Below are 18,130 nucleotides of genomic sequence, written 5' to 3' on the forward strand. Positions count from 1 at the left end.
GCTACAAATAAAAAAGCCTGGGAAACCCCAGGCTTTACAAAATGTGTGGTGACAAAATAGATCTTATCCTTGGGGTGACTTGTTCACCCCTACCATGTCAGACCACACAAAAAACAATGTTAAATCAATATCTTATTCGACCGTAACGCTTTTAGCTAAGTTACGGGGCTGGTCTACGTCTGTGCCTTTGATAATGGCAACGTAGTAGCTTAATAACTGCAGTGGGATGGTGTAGATAATAGGTGCGATCAGCGGATGCACGTGTGGCACGCTGATCACGCGCTGCGTTGCGTCTGATTTAAAGTGCGCATCCACATCAGCGAAGATGTACATGATGCCGCCTCGGGCGCGCACTTCTTCCACGTTTGACTGCAGTTTTTCCAGCAGTTCGTTGTTTGGCGCGACCACAATAATTGGCATATCAGCGTCAATCAGCGCTAATGGGCCGTGTTTCAGCTCGCCTGCGGCATAAGCTTCAGCGTGAATGTAAGAAATTTCTTTTAACTTCAGCGCGCCTTCCATAGCGATTGGATACTGGTCGCCACGGCCTAAGAACAATGAGTTGTGCTTGTCGGCAAACTCTGTCGCCAAAGCTTCGATTTTTGGCGCTAGCGTTAAGGTTTCTTCCAGTTTGGATGGCAGTGTTTTTAATGCCTGCACCATATCCAGTTGCTGCTCAACCGTTAAACCATTGTATTTACCAATAGCCAGCGTCAGCATAGACAAACCAACCAGCTGAGTGGTGAAGGCTTTAGTGGAAGCCACACCAATTTCAGCACCAGCACGGGTCATAAAGGCCAGATCCGATTCACGCACCAGTGAAGAACCTGCTACGTTACAAATAGTTAAGCTACCGATATAACCCGCTTCTTTGGCTAAACGTAAGGCCGCTAAAGTGTCTGCAGTTTCACCAGACTGGGAAATGCTGACCAAAAGGCTGCCTGGCTGGACAAACGACTTGCGGTAACGGAATTCAGATGCAATTTCCACGTTACAGGAAATGCCACCTAAAGATTCCAGCCAGTAACGGGCGACCATACCTGAGTGGTACGAAGTACCGCAGGCGACGATTTGCACGTGACGTACTTTTTTGAACAGTTCAGCGGCACCGTTACCAAAAGTTTCGTCCAGCACTGAGTCTGAACCTAAACGACCTTCTAAGGTGTTGTTGATGGCATGTGGCTGTTCGTAGATTTCTTTCAGCATAAAGTGACGGTACTGACCTTTGTCACCTGCGTCGTAGCTGGCGGTGGATTCAGTAATAGTGCGCTCTACTTGTTTGCCGTTTTTGTCGTACACAGTCACGCTGGTACGGGTAATTTCGGCCACATCGCCTTCTTCTAAAAACATAAAACGACGGGTTACAGGTAACAGAGCTAACTGGTCAGAAGCGATAAAGTTTTCGCCGATACCAAACCCTATCACCAATGGGCTGCCTGAACGGGCCACAACTAAATGGCTTGGGTCGTTTTGGTCCATCAATACAGTGCCGTAAGCGCCGTTAAATTGTTTTACCGCAGTTTGTACTGCAGCTAACAAAGAACCAGCGGTTTTCATTTCTTCAGCCACTAAGTGCGCAATAACCTCAGTGTCAGTGTCAGAATTAAACACATAACCTTTGGCTTTTAACATTTCACGCAGCGGGCCGTGGTTTTCGATAATGCCGTTGTGCACTACAGAAATATTGCCGGATACGTGTGGGTGAGCATTACGCTCTGAAGGTTCGCCGTGTGTAGCCCAGCGGGTGTGTGCAATACCAGTGCCGCCAACAACTGGCGTTAATTTTACTGCGTCAGACAGTTCTTTTACTTTACCTAAACGGCGGATACGTTGTAATTCGCCTGTTGGGCTGATGATCGCCACACCGGCAGAGTCATAACCACGGTATTCCAGACGGCGTAAGCCTTCCACCAGAATGTCTACTACGTCACGTTGTGCTACAGCACCTACTATTCCACACATAAAGTCTTACTCCACTGATCCAAGGGGGGCGCAAATCACCTTCACGCCTTGTTGTTCTATTTGTTGTTTTGCGCTGGCGGGTAACTTGTCGTCTGTTACCAGTATTTTGATGGACGACCAGGGCAATTCTAAGTTGTGGATTTTCCGGCCTATTTTGTCGGACTCCACCATCACCACCACTTCACGCGCCACTTCTGCCATTACCCGGCTTAAGCTGGTCAGCTCATTAAAAGTAGTAGTACCACGCTGCAGATCAATGCCATCGGCACCAATAAACAGCTGGTCAAAATCGTATGCACGTAAAACCTGTTCCGCCAGCTGGCCCTGAAAAGCCTCTGACTGCGGGTCCCAGCTGCCACCTGTCATCAACAGCGTAGGCTCGTTTTCCAGTTCACGTAAAGCATTGGCAATAGACAAGGAATTGGTCATCACCACTAAACCTTGTTTATGCGACAACTCAGGCAATAAAGCTGCCGTGGTGCTGCCGCTGTCGAGAATAATGCGGTTGTGATCACGAATAAGCTCTGCAGCAGCTTTGGCCAGAATTTGCTTTCGTTCTGAAACTTTTTCGACCGCAGCTTCCTGGATCAGTTCATGTGGCACTTGCACAGCACCACCATAACGACGCAATAACAAACCGTTATTTTCCAGTGCAGCTAAGTCTTTACGAACAGTCACTTCAGAGGTTTCAAAGTGATGAGCCAACTGCTCAACACTGACTTCGCCCTGCTGATTCAGCAGGTCAAGAATAGCGCGGCGGCGTTGTTGGGTGTTTCGTTTGTTCATCTGCCAGTCATTTAAGTTTCGTTTCGAAAGATATTTTACATAAACGAAAGATAAGTGCAAGAGTGAAAGTTAAATTTAGCTTTTGCTGGAGCGATCCGTGGAGAATGATGTATAGGGACTCTATAGGGGGTGTTAGATAAAAAACGTAGGGGCAGGTCTTGAACCCGACCGTCTAATAATACCGCGGTACGCATGGAAGGGCGGGGACAAGCCCGCGCCCCTACAACAACTTAATGTTGATGTGAAGCTTCAGGCCCTATCAGCACCAGCATTAATAGCACGCCAAGGCCCATCATCAGGCCATGTAACCAGAGAGGTTGTTCGACATTTTTGCGCAGCAGTGGCATTAAGTCGGCACTGGCTAAATAAATAAAAGCACCGGCTGTAATAGCCAATAAGATATTCAGATTCGGCGTTAACCAGTGACTGATGGTTAACGTGGCTACTGCACCTAACACACAAGCGCTGGCCGATAACAGGTTATACAGCAAAGCTTTTTTACGGCTGAATCCGGCATGCAGTAATACAGCGACATCGGCAATTTCTTGCGGAATTTCATGGATCAGAATAGCCACTGTGGTAGTGACCCCCAATAAAGGGTCGACCAGAAAACTGCCTGCTATCAATACACCATCAATAAAATTGTGAACTCCATCGGCTGCCAGATTCACTTTGCCATAGCTGGCTGTGCTTATCGCTTGATCCGGTAGTTGTGGATGACCATGTTGCAGTGCACGTTCCAGAAAGTAAAACCCTAACAAACCTGCCAGTACCCAGCCAAAAAGCTGACGATGCGACTCCTGGTGCTGCAATGCATCCGGCAATAAATGTAAAAAGGCATTTGCCAGTAATACACCCACAGCCAGGCTTAAAATCAGCGGTAAAAAACGTTGCAGTTTGCTTTGCGGCAGCAGAAATAACACGGCCCCGGACAGGGACACCAGCATCACCAAAAAGGCAGCCAGCAGGATAAACAGAGTCAACATAAAAAATCCTGTCCTATGGGAAATAACAGCGGATAAAGACGGTCAGGCTCAAACTGCAAGAGCTCAATAAAAAACTTGTGACATTATAACGTTTTTTCTCCTATGTGGTCTTTGTTTTTTAAAGAAAAAATCGTCAGGAACGATTTTTAACAGCTTCAGCTGGCCCGAAGGGTGAGCGCCAAGGATGGCTGCGAATAAAAAATCGTCAGGAACGATTTTTAACAGCTTCAGCTGGCCCAAAGGGTGAGCGCCATGGATGGCTGCGAATAAAAAATCGTCAGGACCGATTTTTAACAATGCGAAGCATTGGCCCGAAGGGTGAGCGCCAAGGATGGTGGCGAATAAAAAAACCACCTGTCTTCCCAGCAGGTGGTTGAGCATAAAATCCCCTTCGTCCTTGAAGCCGCAGTTTTGTTGACTGCGCGGTGGGCGGGGACAAGCCACCGCCCCTACATGTGGGGATTACAACACCAGGATGAAACTGGTCTCAAACAAAACTTAGAAACTGTAACTGACACTCAACTTGGCATAACGGCCCGGTTCGCTGTAACGCTGAATACCGTCGGCACTGATATTGTTTCTGCTGCTGGCGGCATAACGAATACGCTCCCAGCGGTAGTATTCTTTATCCAGCAGGTTATACACACCAACGTTCAGTAACCAATTGTCGCCAAACTCCATATTGCTGACTAAATCCACCACACTAGCGCTTTTTGGCAGATAGGTGACTAATTGGGTTTGAGTACCGTCTTCTTCCGTTTCGTACGCATCTTTAGCTTTCACTTCTGAGCTGTAACTTAAGTTAGCGGCCAGACTCCACCAGTCGGTTGCGCGGTAGCTGACACCAGCAACCAGTTTATCCGGGCTTATAGTGATCAGCGGGTCGCCATTTTCTTTTTCACCTTCATGATGGCTATAAGAGAACTGAGCACTCCAGCTTTGATTAAAGCGCCATGCCCCCTGCAACTCGACGCCTGTGACATCGACATCACCGACATTCTCGTTGATGGTATAAGGGTTGCCCTGAGTGACAGTACAGCCGAAACTGGTGCAGCTTTCATACACAGTGCCCGGGTTTTGTACTTTGGTGACATTTTCAATCATGTCGCGGTAGTTATCTTTAAACACCGCCACTTTGATTCTGCTGTTTTCACTTTGCCACTGATAAGCCAGTTCCAGATTGGTACTGTATTCAGCTTCTAAATTGGGGTTAGATAAAGAACCATATAAACCAGTCACCACAGTACCAGTGGCTTGTTCAGTGCGGCTGACGGATGAGGTCTGGAAATACATTTCTTCTGTACTTGGCGCACGGAAACCACGGCCCAGTTGTAGCGCTACACTTTGTTGCTCTGTCAGTTGATAGTTACCCACCAACTGACCTGTTACTGCGCTGAAGCTACTGTCCTGCACTGAACCAGTAACATCAGTAAAACCATCATTTAACTGAGGTTTGTACGACACATGATCGTAACGCAGGCCACTGGTTAAGCTAAAAGCACTGTTGTTAAATTTAATGTTATCGCGTATGTAAAGATGCCATAAGTCAGCGTCAGTCTCTGGCACAAAATCCGGATCTATATCTTCCCGGGCAATTTCCATGGTCTGGCCAACGTAGCTGGTATCAATGGCAGAAAAATCGACAGACTTTTGTTCCAAAGCCCCGCCGTATACCAGTTGATGGCTGCTGCCTTCGGTTTGTAGTTCTTTATCCAAGGCAAAAGCCCATTTCAGCAAATCCTGCTGGTAATCGCGATCTTCACTACGGTAACAAGGGCCAGTGGTACATAAACGGGCTGCACTGGCTGGGGCCAACATCAGAGTGAAAGCGTCGTTATTGGTTTTCTGATAATCCAGACTGGTTGAGAAGGCATCAAATAATTGATGACCTGCTAACCAATTGTATTTTAGGCCAATACGGCTGCGCTCCTGCTGGTCGTCACTGGTACGGGTCAGGTAGCTGCGGCTTAACCAGGATAAGTTGTTGGTGTCGATATCTGCTTTGAATAACTCAGCGGTCAGGCCAATATCCTGAGTATCAGTCAGTTGGTACTTTAATTTGGTTAGTATATTGTGACTGCTATTGTCCTGCGGATCCGCAACAGGGCGGCCTGAACCTGTAATGGCCTGACGTTCGGCTGAGTCAGCATAGTTTTCCATTTCGTGGCCTTCACGCTTGGTCAGCACGGCCAAAGCTTCCAGCTTGCCACTACGGTTTGCCACTGTCACAGTGCCCTGAGTTTCATCATTGGCACCACTGTAAGCCGCTTTTAACCGGACAAAAGTATCGTTGCCTTCTGGCTCTAAATAGTCTGCTGCATCTTTAGTGACAAAAAGCACGGCACCACCTAAAGAACCACTGCCAGCAGCTATGGCATCAGCACCTTTAACAATTTCAATTTGTTTCACTGCATCCGGGTCTATACCACCACGGCCGGCCGCAAAGAAATCGTAAAAGGCATAAGTTGGCGGGTTTAAGGTTTCACCTACAGACAAACCGTCGACCGTAATAGCTACCTGATTGCCTTCCAGACCACGGATATTAAAGCCGGCCGAACCAAAACGGCCCTGGTCAGTTAAGCTGACGCCTGGGATATAACGCACCATATCTTCTAAACGCTGCACCTGCTGTTGTTCCAGCTGTTTGGCTTTAATCACTGTGCTATTGGCTGTGGTCGATTTTTTATCCTCAAGCGCAGTAGCAGTAACTGTCACTGCATCCAGTTGCGACAAATCTTTTGTGGCCTCTTCAGCTGCAACTTCTGCCAACAGGGAGGTGGAAAATAAGCTGCTAATAGCAACAGCAATTAAAGTTTTAGAACAGGGCATGACGCTCTCCTTGACGAGCTTAAGAGGTGTGGTAAGTCCACAGGATGGCGTTATGCTAGATCAAATGAGAACCATTCTCAACAATAAAGTTTAATTTATTTTTATATATATCAATAACTTATAAATTTAAAACACAAAAAGCTCCCTATTCAGAGAATAGGGAGAACAACAGGAGTTGGCAGGCAACTCAACAGGAATTTGATACTAAAAACTTAGCCGTCTTTGCTCTGAAACTGCAGGCGCACCAGCCCCAGTTCAGCTTCACCTTGTAGCTCAACCGGCTTCAGATCGGCTTGCCAATTCAGCGGCAGAGTTAAATGTTCATGGCCACCATGCTCACGCGCCACTTCCAGATGCAACTGGTACTGACCCCATGGCACCACAGCACCTTGCTGATCACGACCATCCCACTGCAGCTGATAAGTGCCAGGCTTTTGGGTTGCTCCGGCAATCTGATCTATTTGTTCCGGATTTTTCCGACCAAGGCGACGCCACCAGTGATTCAGCTCCTGATACCAGCGGCTTTGCTGGCCGACCAGGCTGATTTGGCGTACAGGTTTTTTCTGCTGATCGGTCAGCCATACCGAAACATAAGGTCTTTTGTAATTGCCATCACTAAATTGGGGCAACTGATAACTGATCTCCAGCACCTGCTGCTGACTTTGGCTTTTATCCGCCAAATAGTCATACCAGGAGTTAGACGCATACCAGTTGGCCGAATCAGTTTTGATTAAAGCTGCGGCCTGCTGTTGATCGGTAAGCTGCTGGCCCTGCTTCAAGTCCAGCACCGCCAGACTTTGCGCCAGTAAATAAGCTGTGACTGCATCTTTAGCCAGCACTGTGGCTGTTGGGCCATATTCCACTGGCCAGCCTTCTGCCGGATTGAGCAGCGGGCTAAAAGTCCGGTACGACACTTTATACCCTTGCTGAGTATCAGCCGTTTCGGTCTGAGCTAAAGCTACTGAACTCAGCTGCAGTTGCTGTAATAAGGGTTGTTCAGTGCCCAGACTAAGCGGTATTGCACCCGCATCAGACCATAACAATCGGCTGACACCAGATTGCAGATCCATCTGCTTTAACTCTGGGAACCAACTTTTTAGCTGTACAGCGGTATCATCCAACAAGCGGGCATTGGCTAAGCCATCCAGCTGCCATACTTGCGTGCTGTAATTTGCTTCCGACATCACAGCTTGCTCTATGGCTCTGGTTTGACGGCGTAACTCCACTCTGTCCGGTAACACTTGGTTCTCTACCGCTTGTTGCCATTGCTGGGCTATAGCGCCTAAACGGCAGCTGTAACTTTGCTGGCTTAGCGCTCGCCATTCTTCACAGAGCTGAATTAACTCATGCTGTTTTGGTTTAGCAGCGGCTAACCAGTGCTGGAACTGGGGTAGTCTGGCCTGCCAGTCCTTTTGGCTGACGCCTTCCAGCTGCAGTTTCAGCTGCTTCCCTGCAATATCCTGCTGATAACTGACAGGCTCTGCCAGCACCAGCACAGGACTTAACGCTAACAGTGTCAAAGGCCAGACAAAATGTTTCATTACTCAGCCGTACCTTTGGTTTGTTCGTTCTTAATCACAGGCAGAGCTTCAGCCATAGTCACTTGCTGGTTTACATCTGTATCCCAGCGTTTGAACATACGTTCGCCCGAAGCATTAAACTCAGCGGCGCTGATTTGCTGGCTGTTGTCTTTATCCAAAGCTTTAAAGCGCACTGCAGCTTGCTTTAGCTGGGCGGTACGGGTTTTGGCGATTTGACGATCCAGACGATCCACAAACTCATTCAGGTATTCATCGCTGCTCAGCTCACCGTTTTTGTCCAGATCGGTACGGGCAAAAGCGGCATCACGTTGTTGTTGGTATTCAACCTTGTCGACCTTACCGTCGCCATTCTGGTCATACATATCCAACATACCAACCACACTGTGGGTCGTTGGCATCACTAAAGCCGGACGGGCACGTACTGTTTGTTTGGCATCCGGTTTACGCTCACGCTCTGGTAGCGGGTCAGCTTTGCTGATTACGCCATCTTTATTGGTATCTATATAGGCAAAAGCTTTATCACCAGAGGCGTTGTATTCGTCATGGCCTATGGTTTTGCTTTTGTTTTTATCCAGCGCATCAATACGCACCAGCGTTTGTTTGATTTGGCCTGTGCGTTCGGTATCAAGTTTTTTATCCAGACGACCCGCATATTCATTAACGTACTCGTCCACCGACACCTGACCATCTTTGTTCTCGTCCATCACGCTGTAACGCTGCTGACGTACTTCTGCAAATTCGGCTTCACTGACAGTGCCGTCCTTATTCAGATCATAATCCTGAATAAAACTGGCTTTGCCCTGAGCTGTAGGCTGATGAGCCGGTTTTTTTGGTGCTTTTTCATCGGCAGCTAAATAACAGCTGGTGATGGCTAAAAATAAAGTAAGGGCTGTGCTTCTGCGTTGCATCATAAATTCCTGTTATTCAGTGACTTCAACTACAGCGCTATAGCTGTAACTGTAGGTTGGGGCTTTGGCACCTGCTGGTGCATCGGTACGAAAACGGGTCAGCAGCAAATAGGTACCGGCTTTATCCAGCTCGAAATTCAGCTGACCTTGTTTGTCCGTAGTGAGCTCTTTTGAAGCTTTGGTTTCGGCTTCTGCCGAATTAGCTGGATACACTTGTACTTTTTGTTCGGCCAAAGCTTTGCCGTTATAAAGCACAGTGGCTTTGATTGGGCTCTGGATATACAAGTCGTTTGGATGGCTTTGGAACACCAGTTCCAGCCCTTTGTTGCTTGGTTTTAATGCGGTTTGGCTTGGTGCGCCTTTGCTGACATAAGTTTCAGCCAGCGTCACAGACTGGAAATGCGCAGTTAACTTAGCGCCAGCAGGAATTTGTTCTTTTGGATCTCTGCTGTTATGAGTTTTTCCGTCTTGCTGCCAGCTACGAAATACAGCACCGAATCGCTGGCCTGTGCTGAATTTATAAGTGCCATCCTGTTCCAGCTGGTGCGCCACTGCAGTGCGGGTTTTACCTGAAAACAGCTCTTTTGGTGTAACAGCTTTGCCATCGGGTTGCAGCACTTTAAATTCGCTTTGATCAAAAGCCACTTCGGGCACAAAAAACTTCTCAGCAAAAGCAGCGTCCAGCGTAACCCAGCCTCCTAATGGTTCAAAACTGGCAGGTGCCAGATATGGAGTGTGAGCTGTGGCAGTAAAAGCCAGTAACAAAGAGGCAGAACAAAGCAGGGGTTTGAGTTTAAACATAAAGCGCTCCAGTTAATGAGAATAGATCTCATTTAATTATTGGGCGCCACTTTAGATCAAATGAGAATCGTTTGCAACTAGATCAATTCATCTTTACATTAAACAGGTAAAAAGGCCCTGCAACTGAGAGCCTTACTACTGAAAACAGTGGTTACTGAGCAGAATAATTCGGTTTTAATAACAGCTCGCCAGGTTGCAACACTAAAGTTAAAGGCATGCCACATAAGACTTTTTCCGTTACTTTACCGCAATCTAACTTATACATAGGCTGACGATTCAGCACTTGAGTCAGAATGGCCTTGGCTTCGTTACTTAAAGGTGCCAGTTTGAGCTGCGAGCTGCCACTACCGACACTGGAATCCAGAATGGTTAAATTTTTCAGATAAATTGCGTTTTTCTCGTCGTCAAAATACGGCAGAGCCGACAAGTGTAAATTCAGATCTGTATTCAGTGGTTTAAATAACGCATCCACTTCAGCACCCAGCGCCAGCTTGAGTTCTATCTGCTGTTTGTTATCCGGCGCCAATTGTAGCTCCAACTGACGTACCGTTAGCGTCAGTGGCAGGCCCAACATTTTACCTTTGCTTTGCTGTTGCTCTAATTGATCCAGCAATAAGCTCTGCAACTCCTGCTGCTTCAGGCTGAAAATATCCAGATGATTCAGCTGAGTACAAGAAGCTAGCAGCAGCAAGCCAAGTCCCAGAATTTTGTTTTTATTGATCATTTTATTGTCCTTAGAGGGCAGTTTGGCGCGAACTTTAGCAAGTTCGAATGAACCTCACCTGATTTATTTTTAAAAGCTTCCAACTATTTCGCCACTGCGTACGACTTAGTATAAGAACTTCAGGGAGAGCGGCGATGAATACACAAGACTCAATTCAATTACCAGGCCTGCGGCAGCTTATTACTGCCTTTATTGTGCTGGTGCTGCTACTGCTGGCTTTTGATTCAGCACTGCAGTGGCTAAGTTTCAGTTTGCACCAACAGCCATTAATAGCGCCAGAGTTATTGTTTCCTATGAGCTGGTTGTCGGTTTTGTTTTAACTCGGCTAACCAGAGTCGCAACTCTGTTCCCTGCAGTTGCGACATACCGTCCTTCCATGCACATAACAAAAACCCGCCAACAAGGACGGGTCTTTGTTTGTGATCAGCCGATCATTATTTCTTAATCTTCACCGGTCTTTTCCAGCCACTGATATGACGCTGCTTCGAACGCGCTACCACCAGCTCATCCGCTGCTACATTAGCTGTCACTACAGAACCAGCACCGACAGTGGAGTTTTGGCCTAAAGTGATTGGCGCTACTAAAGAGCTGTTGGAACCAACAAAAACGCCGTCTTCAATGGTGGTGACAGACTTATTCGCACCATCGTAGTTACAGGTAATAGTGCCGGCACCAATGTTCACTTTGCTACCAATCACCGCATCACCTAAATAGCTTAAATGGTTGGCTTTAGAACCCACACCTAAAGTGGCTTTTTTCAGCTCGACAAAGTTACCGACATGGCTGTCGTCAGCCAATACGGAGTCAGGGCGAATACGGGCATAAGGGCCAACAGAGCAGCCGATACCAATAGTGGATTTTTCAATCATGCTGTTGGCTTTCACTTCAGTGTTATTGCCTATCACCGCGTCTTTGATCACACAGTTAGGGCCTATCACCACACCATTGCCTAGTACCACTTTGCCTTCAAAAATCACGTTGATGTCGATCATTACATCGTTGCCAACAGTGACGTCACCGCGTATATCAATACGGGCCGGATCGCGCAGGTTAGCACCGTTTAACATTAATTCTTCAGCTTTACGCGCCTGATAAGCCCGCTCTAACTGTGCCAGTTGTACACGGTTATTCGCGCCTTCAGTCTCTATAGCAGTCGCAGGATGAGCCGTCGTAATGTCCACCCCTTCTTTATGCGCCATAGCGATAATGTCGGTCAGGTAGAATTCGCCCTGCGCATTGTTGTTCTGTAACTGGCTTAACCATTTTTTCAGTTGTTTACCAGGTACAGCCATAATGCCACTGTTTACTTCAGTGATTTTCAGCTGTTCAGCGCTGGCATCTTTTTGCTCAACAATACCCACGACTTTGCCGTTTTCGCGCACCATACGACCGTAACCCATAGGATTGGCCAAATGCACAGTCAGTACAGCTAAACCATCGGCAGATCGAGCTGTTAATAATTGCTCTAAGGTTTCTTTTCGGGTTAAAGGCACATCTCCGTACAGCACCAGCACAGTGTCGTTATCAGCGATATGAGGCACTGCCTGCTGTACTGCATGGCCTGTACCTAATTGTTGTGCTTGTAACACCCAGTGTAAATCCTGTTCGCCTAAAGCGGATTTCAGCTGATCGGCGCCATAACCGTACACCAGATTAATAGACTCTGCGCCCAAAGAACGGGCCGTATCGATCACATGCTGCACCATAGAGCGTTCAGCCACTTTGTGTAGCACTTTAGGTAAAGCAGATTTCATCCGCGTGCCTTTACCGGCAGCCAGGATCACAACGTTTAAAGCCATATCAGCCAATCCTTTTATTACAATGCTGCGATTTTAACGGAAACCAACTGAAATTACAGTGAATGGACAAATAAAAAAGCCACCCGAAGGTGGCTTTTTAGTATGCAGTAATCCGCTTATTTTTTGCGAAGTTTCTGAATTAAACGTAACTGGGCAATAGCTTCAGCCAATTGAGCTGCGGCTTCTGCGTAGTTGAAGTCAGCGCCTGCATGTTGCATCGCTTCTTCTGCACGTTTCTGAGCAGCTAAAGCAGCTTGCTCGTCCAGATCTTCAGCTCGTACCGCTACGTCGGCAAGCACTATGACGCTGTGCGGCTGAACTTCCAGCACGCCACCAGCAACATAAATCAGGTGCTCTTCGCCAAACTGTTTGACGATACGAACCATACCAGGCTTGATTCCAGTAAGAAGCGGAATGTGACCAGGTAAAATACCTAATTCACCTTCACTACCTGTTACCTGAATGGATTCCACCAGACCAGAAAAAATCCGCTCTTCGGCGCTTACCACATCCAGTTGTACTGTCATTGCCATTTCGCTCTCCTAAAGCTGTAGTTGATTACAGCTTCTTCGCTTTTTCGATCGCTTCGTCGATAGAACCAACCATGTAGAAGGCTTGTTCTGGCATGTGATCGAATTCACCTTCCAGAATGCCTTTGAAACCACGGATAGTTTCTTTCAGCGGAACGTATTTGCCTGGAGAGCCAGTGAATACTTCGGCTACGAAGAATGGCTGAGACAGGAAACGTTGGATTTTACGTGCACGGTAAACCACAGTTCTGTCTTCATCAGACAATTCGTCCATACCTAAGATGGCGATGATGTCTTTTAATTCTTTGTAACGTTGCAGCACTGACTGCACGCCACGGGCTGTATCGTAGTGTTCTTTACCGATCACTAACGGGTCCAGCTGACGTGAAGTAGAGTCCAGTGGATCGATCGCCGGGTAAATACCCAGTGAAGCGATGTTACGAGACAATACAACTGTCGCATCTAAGTGAGAGAACGTAGTAGCTGGTGACGGGTCAGTTAAGTCGTCCGCTGGTACGTAAACCGCTTGTACAGATGTGATAGAACCAGTTTTAGTTGAAGTGATACGCTCTTGCAGTACACCCATCTCTTCGGCCAGCGTTGGCTGGTAACCTACTGCAGATGGCATACGGCCTAACAGAGCTGATACTTCAGTACCGGCCAGTGTGTAACGGTAGATGTTGTCCACGAAGAACAGAACGTCACGGCCTTCGTCACGGAACTTCTCAGCCATAGTCAGACCGGTCAGAGCTACACGTAAACGGTTGCCTGGCGGCTCGTTCATCTGGCCATACACCAGTGATACTTTGTCCAGTACGTTTGAATCGTTCATTTCGTGATAGAAGTCGTTACCTTCACGAGTACGCTCACCTACACCGGCGAATACAGAGTAACCACTGTGTTCTATCGCGATGTTACGGATCAGTTCCATCATGTTTACGGTTTTACCAACACCGGCACCACCGAACAGACCTACTTTACCGCCTTTAGCAAACGGACATACCAGGTCGATAACCTTGATGCCTGTTTCTAACAGAGCGTTTGAAGCGGCTTGATCTTCGTAGCTTGGTGCAGCACGGTGGATAGGCATACGCTCATCTTCACCGATAGGACCAGCTTCGTCGATTGGCTCGCCTAATACGTTCATGATACGACCTAAAGTCGCTTTACCTACTGGTACGTGGATGGCTTTGCCAGTGTTAGACACTTCAGCGCCACGACGTAAACCGTCGGTTGAACCTAACGCGATAGCACGTACAGTACCGCCGCCTAATTGCTGTTGTACTTCAAGTACTAAACCAGCCAGGTCGCCGCTTGTTACGTTTAACGCGTCATAGATACCAGGTACCGATTCTTGTGGAAAGTCGATATCCACAACGGCGCCAATGATTTGGACTACCTTACCTTGACTCATGTTTAATCCTCTAATTTCTGTAACCTAAGCCTTAAACGGCAGCGGCCCCACCGACGATTTCGCTCAGTTCCTGGGTAATAGCTGCTTGACGTGCTTTGTTGTAAACCAACTTCAGGTCATCCATTAAGCTACCAGCGTTGTCTGTAGCGGCTTTCATCGCCACCATACGGGCAGCTTGTTCGCTCGCCGCGTTTTCAACTACACCCTGGTACACCTGAGACTCTACGTAACGGCTCAGTAATTTATCTAAAATTACCTTTGGATCCGGTTCGTAAATGTAATCCCAGCTATGGCTTTTCGCTGTTACGTCTGCTTTTGGCAAAGGTAAGAGTTGTTCGATCACTGGCTCTTGTTTCATGGTATTTACAAACTTGTTGAACACCAGGAACAAGCGGTCGATACGGCCTTCTTCGTATGCTTTCAGCATCACCTGAACCGAACCAATCACATCAGCCAAACGTGGGTTATCACCAGGACCAGTTTGTTGTGCCAGCACTTTACCGCCAAAACGTTTGAAAAACGCTGTAGCTTTGTTGCCGATCACCGCAATATGGGCCGAAGCTCCCTGCTCTTTCCAGCTTTTCAGGTCCAGAGCAATACGTTTGAACTCATTGGTATTTAAGCCGCCGCAAAGGCCACGGTCTGTCGATATCACAATGTAGCCCACATTTTTTACCGGACGTTCCGTTAAATACGGATGACGGTATTCGATGTTGCCGTTTGCGATATTGCCGATCACTTTGCGCATACCTTCAGCGTATGGACGGCTATGTGCAACCCGCTCTTGCGCTTTGCGCATTTTGCTGACTGCTACCTTTTCCATTGCGCTGGTGATCTTACGAGTATTATTAATACTCCCGATCTTACTTTTTATCTCTTTTGCGCCGGCCATGACTAATCTCCGAAAGTTTCAACGACCGGGTGCGGTTGCCCACACCCGATATGTTTACCAAGTCTGAGTTGCTTTAAACTTCTCAATAGCGCCTTTTAATGTCGCTTCGATTTGGTCGTTGTAGTTACCGGTTTTGTTCAGATCAGCCATAAACGCTGCGTGCTCTGAGTGCATGTAAGCAATTAAAGCAGCTTCAAAATCAAGGATTTTGGCAACTTCGATGTCTTTCATGTAGCCTTTTTCGATAGCGAAAATAGACACACCCATATCAGCCACGCCCATTGGCGCGTATTGTAACTGTTTCATCAGTTCAGTAACTTTCTGGCCGTGGTCTAACTGCGCACGAGTCGCGTCATCCAGGTCAGAAGCGAACTGAGCGAATGCCGCCAGTTCAGAGTACTGAGCTAAGGCTAAACGGATACCGCCACCCAGCTTTTTGATGATTTTTGTTTGAGCAGCACCACCAACACGAGATACCGAAATACCAGCGTTTACGGCTGGACGGATACCGGCGTTGAATAAACCAGATTCTAAGAAGATCTGACCGTCAGTGATCGAAATTACGTTGGTTGGAACGAACGCAGAAACGTCGCCAGCCTGAGTTTCGATAATTGGCAGTGCAGTTAATGAACCAGTTTTGCCTTTCACTTCACCGTTCGTTAAACGCTCAACATAATGCTCGTTTACACGAGATGCGCGCTCTAACAGACGGCTGTGGAGATAGAATACGTCACCTGGGTAAGCTTCACGGCCTGGTGGACGACGTAACAGCAGAGATATTTGACGGTAAGCAACAGCTTGTTTAGACAAGTCATCGTATACGATCAGTGCATCTTCACCGCGGTCACGGAAGTATTCACCCATAGTACAACCAGAGTATGGCGCCAGGAATTGCAGTGCAGCGGCTTCAGAAGCAGAAGCTACAACAACAATAGTGTGGGCCAGAGCGCCGTGCTCTTCCAGTTTACGTACTACGTTAGCGATAGTAGAAGCTTTTTGGCCTATAGCTACATAGATACATTTCACGCCAGAAGTTTTCTGGTTGATGATTGCATCGATAGCTAAAGCCGTTTTACCTGTCTGACGGTCACCGATTAACAATTCACGCTGACCACGACCGATTGGGATCATGGAGTCAACTGACTTGTAACCAGTTTGCAGAGGTTGGTCTACTGAACGACGATCGATAACGCCCGGAGCGATTTTTTCTACTGGTGCGAAACCAGCAGCATCGATTGGACCTTTACCGTCGATTGGCTCACCTAAAGTGTTTACCACACGGCCTAACAGACCTGGGCCAACTGGTACTTCAAGGATACGGCCAGTAGATTTAACTTTTGTGCCTTCACGCAGGTCCGCATAAGGACCCATAACTACAGCACCTACTGAATTTCTTTCTAAGTTCAGTGCGATAGCGTAACGGTTGCCAGGAAGCTCAATCATTTCGCCTTGCATACAGTCAGCAAGGCCGTTGATACGGATAATACCGTCAGTAACAGCGACGATAGTACCTTCGTTGCGAGCTTCACTGACAACTTCGAACTGTTCAATACGTTTTTTGATCAGTTCAGAGATTTCAGTGGAATTCAGTTGCATGCTCTAATCCCCAATTATGACTGCAGTGCAGTAGCTAAACGGTCTAACTTGCCACGAACCGAGCCGTCAATCACCATATCACCGGCTTTGATTAACATACCGCCAACGACGGTCGGATCTACACTACAGTTCAATTTCACTTTACGTGCTAAACGTTGCGATAAAGCCGCAGCCAGTTTGTCTTGTTGTGCTGCGTTGAGTGTCGTAGCAGAAATCACTTCAACAGTGGCTTCCTTTTCGTACTCAGCTTTTAATGCAACATAACCGTCAAACACTGCAGGCAACGCCAGCAAGCGATTATTTTCCGCCATGAGCTTAATAAAGTTCTGGCCATGGGCATTTAACTGCTCACCGCACACTTTTAAAAAGAACTCAGCTTGCTTTTCAGCTGCACCGGCACTTTGCAGTTGCTCGGAGACAAAATCATTTTTTGCTACTTCAGCAGCGAAAAATAACATGCCAGTCCAGGCTTCTAATGCATTGTGCTCTACTGCAAACTCAAACGCCGCTTTGGCGTAAGGACGAGCTAAATTAGTCAGTTCAGACATGGCTCATCCTCAATTAAGTTCTGCGACCAGTTTTTCCAGGATGTCGCTGTGAGCAGCTTCATCTATTGAACGCTGAAGAATTCTTTCTGCACCGGCTACAGCTAAAGCTGCAACTTGCTTACGCAATTCTTCTTTAGCTCTGATCCGTTCAGCTTCGACTTCGGCTTTCGCCTGAGCCAGGATTTTTTCCCGCTCTGCCTGGGCTTTTACGGCAGCTTCTTCAATAATCTGCTGTTCGCGTTTTTTAGCCTGGTCAATCAAAGCAGAGGCTTGCGTCTTTGCTTCAACCAGATGCTGTTTTGCTTTCTCTTGCGCTAAACGCAGATCTTGCTCGGCGCGATCAGTCGCGGCCAAACCGTCTGCAATTTTTTGCTGGCGAGTTTCAATAGCATTGATGATTGGTGGCCATACATATTTCATACAAAAAAGTACGAACACCAGGAAAGCTATCAATTCACCAATGAGAGTGGCGTTAATATTCACAACCGCTTCTCCTTAATTTTACAAAGTAAATGGTTCTGTTCAGAAACCGAATTAAGCGAGTGCGAACAGCATGTACAGACCGATAGCAACACCGATCATAGCGATAGCATCGATTAAGCCTGCAACGATAAACATTTTACCTTGTAAAGAACCGGCCAGTTCAGGTTGACGAGCAGCTGATTCTAAGAATTTACCACCTAAAGTACCGAAACCAATTGCAGTACCTAAGGCACCGAAACCGATTAACAGGGCTACTGCGATGTATTTTAAGCCTAATACCATTTCCATGATTTTCTCCAAGTTTCTAAGTTAAAGTTAAAGTTAAAACGAA

General features: G+C 47.3%; 18 protein-coding genes. 1 reads left to right on the top strand and 17 read right to left on the bottom strand.

Going from position 1 to position 18,130, the window contains the following annotated elements:
• Positions 1-132 precede the first annotated feature (132 nt).
• The 9 genes from glmS to OM978_RS21315 form a co-directional block, all read right to left on the bottom strand.
• On the bottom strand, positions 133-1,962 hold the full coding sequence (glmS, locus tag OM978_RS21275; RefSeq protein WP_264344422.1) for a glutamine--fructose-6-phosphate transaminase (isomerizing): 1,830 nt from the start codon (positions 1,960-1,962) through the stop codon (positions 133-135).
• Between the two features lie 6 nt (positions 1,963-1,968).
• The gene (locus OM978_RS21280; RefSeq protein WP_264344423.1) at positions 1,969-2,748 is read right to left on the bottom strand and encodes a DeoR/GlpR family DNA-binding transcription regulator; all 780 of its coding nucleotides are present in this window, start codon (positions 2,746-2,748) and stop codon (positions 1,969-1,971) included.
• Between the two features lie 230 nt (positions 2,749-2,978).
• Positions 2,979-3,734, bottom strand: coding sequence for a ZIP family metal transporter (locus OM978_RS21285; protein ID WP_264344424.1), 756 nt, complete (start codon positions 3,732-3,734; stop codon positions 2,979-2,981).
• 63 nt (positions 3,735-3,797) lie between these two features.
• Entirely contained in the window at positions 3,798-4,115 is a 318-nt protein-coding gene (locus OM978_RS21290; protein ID WP_264344425.1) for a hypothetical protein, read from the bottom strand.
• Between the two features lie 117 nt (positions 4,116-4,232).
• Positions 4,233-6,563 carry a TonB-dependent hemoglobin/transferrin/lactoferrin family receptor gene (locus OM978_RS21295; protein ID WP_264344426.1) on the bottom strand — a complete coding sequence of 777 codons (2,331 nt, stop codon included), beginning with the start codon at positions 6,561-6,563 and terminating at the stop codon, positions 4,233-4,235.
• A gap of 212 nt (positions 6,564-6,775) precedes the next feature.
• Positions 6,776-8,104 (bottom strand): DUF2271 domain-containing protein, encoded by a 1,329-nt coding sequence (locus tag OM978_RS21300; protein ID WP_264344427.1) that lies wholly within the window; start codon positions 8,102-8,104, stop codon positions 6,776-6,778.
• Positions 8,104-9,015, bottom strand: coding sequence for a hypothetical protein (locus tag OM978_RS21305; RefSeq protein WP_264344428.1), 912 nt, complete (start codon positions 9,013-9,015; stop codon positions 8,104-8,106). The genes OM978_RS21300 and OM978_RS21305 overlap by 1 nt, the downstream gene beginning before the upstream one ends.
• A gap of 9 nt (positions 9,016-9,024) precedes the next feature.
• Positions 9,025-9,813: a DUF4198 domain-containing protein gene (locus OM978_RS21310; RefSeq protein WP_264344429.1), complete on the bottom strand. Its 789-nt coding sequence runs from the start codon at positions 9,811-9,813 to the stop codon at positions 9,025-9,027.
• 151 nt (positions 9,814-9,964) lie between these two features.
• Positions 9,965-10,537 (bottom strand): DUF1439 domain-containing protein, encoded by a 573-nt coding sequence (locus OM978_RS21315; RefSeq protein WP_264344430.1) that lies wholly within the window; start codon positions 10,535-10,537, stop codon positions 9,965-9,967.
• A 134-nt stretch (positions 10,538-10,671) separates the two neighbouring features.
• Here OM978_RS21315 and OM978_RS21320 point away from each other — a divergent pair, with 134 nt between their 5' ends.
• Positions 10,672-10,857, top strand: coding sequence for a hypothetical protein (locus OM978_RS21320; protein ID WP_233010063.1), 186 nt, complete (start codon positions 10,672-10,674; stop codon positions 10,855-10,857).
• Between the two features lie 114 nt (positions 10,858-10,971).
• Here the strand turns inward: OM978_RS21320 and glmU are convergent, their stop codons facing one another.
• The 8 genes from glmU to atpE all read right to left on the bottom strand — a co-directional run bounded on the left by glmU (position 10,972) and on the right by atpE (position 18,087).
• Positions 10,972-12,336, bottom strand: a complete 1,365-nt coding sequence (gene glmU / locus OM978_RS21325; RefSeq protein WP_264344431.1) for a bifunctional UDP-N-acetylglucosamine diphosphorylase/glucosamine-1-phosphate N-acetyltransferase GlmU — start codon at positions 12,334-12,336, stop codon at positions 10,972-10,974.
• A gap of 116 nt (positions 12,337-12,452) precedes the next feature.
• On the bottom strand, positions 12,453-12,869 hold the full coding sequence (locus tag OM978_RS21330) for a F0F1 ATP synthase subunit epsilon (protein WP_233010058.1): 417 nt from the start codon (positions 12,867-12,869) through the stop codon (positions 12,453-12,455).
• 25 nt (positions 12,870-12,894) lie between these two features.
• On the bottom strand, positions 12,895-14,280 hold the full coding sequence (gene atpD, locus OM978_RS21335) for a F0F1 ATP synthase subunit beta (protein WP_233010057.1): 1,386 nt from the start codon (positions 14,278-14,280) through the stop codon (positions 12,895-12,897).
• 31 nt (positions 14,281-14,311) lie between these two features.
• Positions 14,312-15,172 carry a F0F1 ATP synthase subunit gamma gene (atpG, locus tag OM978_RS21340; protein ID WP_264344432.1) on the bottom strand — a complete coding sequence of 287 codons (861 nt, stop codon included), beginning with the start codon at positions 15,170-15,172 and terminating at the stop codon, positions 14,312-14,314.
• A 54-nt stretch (positions 15,173-15,226) separates the two neighbouring features.
• A complete protein-coding gene (gene atpA / locus OM978_RS21345; protein ID WP_233010055.1) occupies positions 15,227-16,768 on the bottom strand; it encodes a F0F1 ATP synthase subunit alpha in 1,542 nt (513 codons plus the stop codon).
• 14 nt (positions 16,769-16,782) lie between these two features.
• Positions 16,783-17,316, bottom strand: a complete 534-nt coding sequence (atpH, locus tag OM978_RS21350; protein ID WP_233010054.1) for a F0F1 ATP synthase subunit delta — start codon at positions 17,314-17,316, stop codon at positions 16,783-16,785.
• 9 nt (positions 17,317-17,325) lie between these two features.
• Positions 17,326-17,799, bottom strand: coding sequence for a F0F1 ATP synthase subunit B (gene atpF, locus OM978_RS21355; protein WP_127026380.1), 474 nt, complete (start codon positions 17,797-17,799; stop codon positions 17,326-17,328).
• Between the two features lie 51 nt (positions 17,800-17,850).
• A complete protein-coding gene (gene atpE / locus OM978_RS21360; RefSeq protein WP_127026381.1) occupies positions 17,851-18,087 on the bottom strand; it encodes a F0F1 ATP synthase subunit C in 237 nt (78 codons plus the stop codon).
• Between the last annotated feature and the right edge of the window lie 43 nt (positions 18,088-18,130).

It is taken from the genome of Rheinheimera sp. MM224 (assembly GCF_947090785.1).
GTDB lineage: Bacteria > Pseudomonadota > Gammaproteobacteria > Enterobacterales > Alteromonadaceae > Pararheinheimera.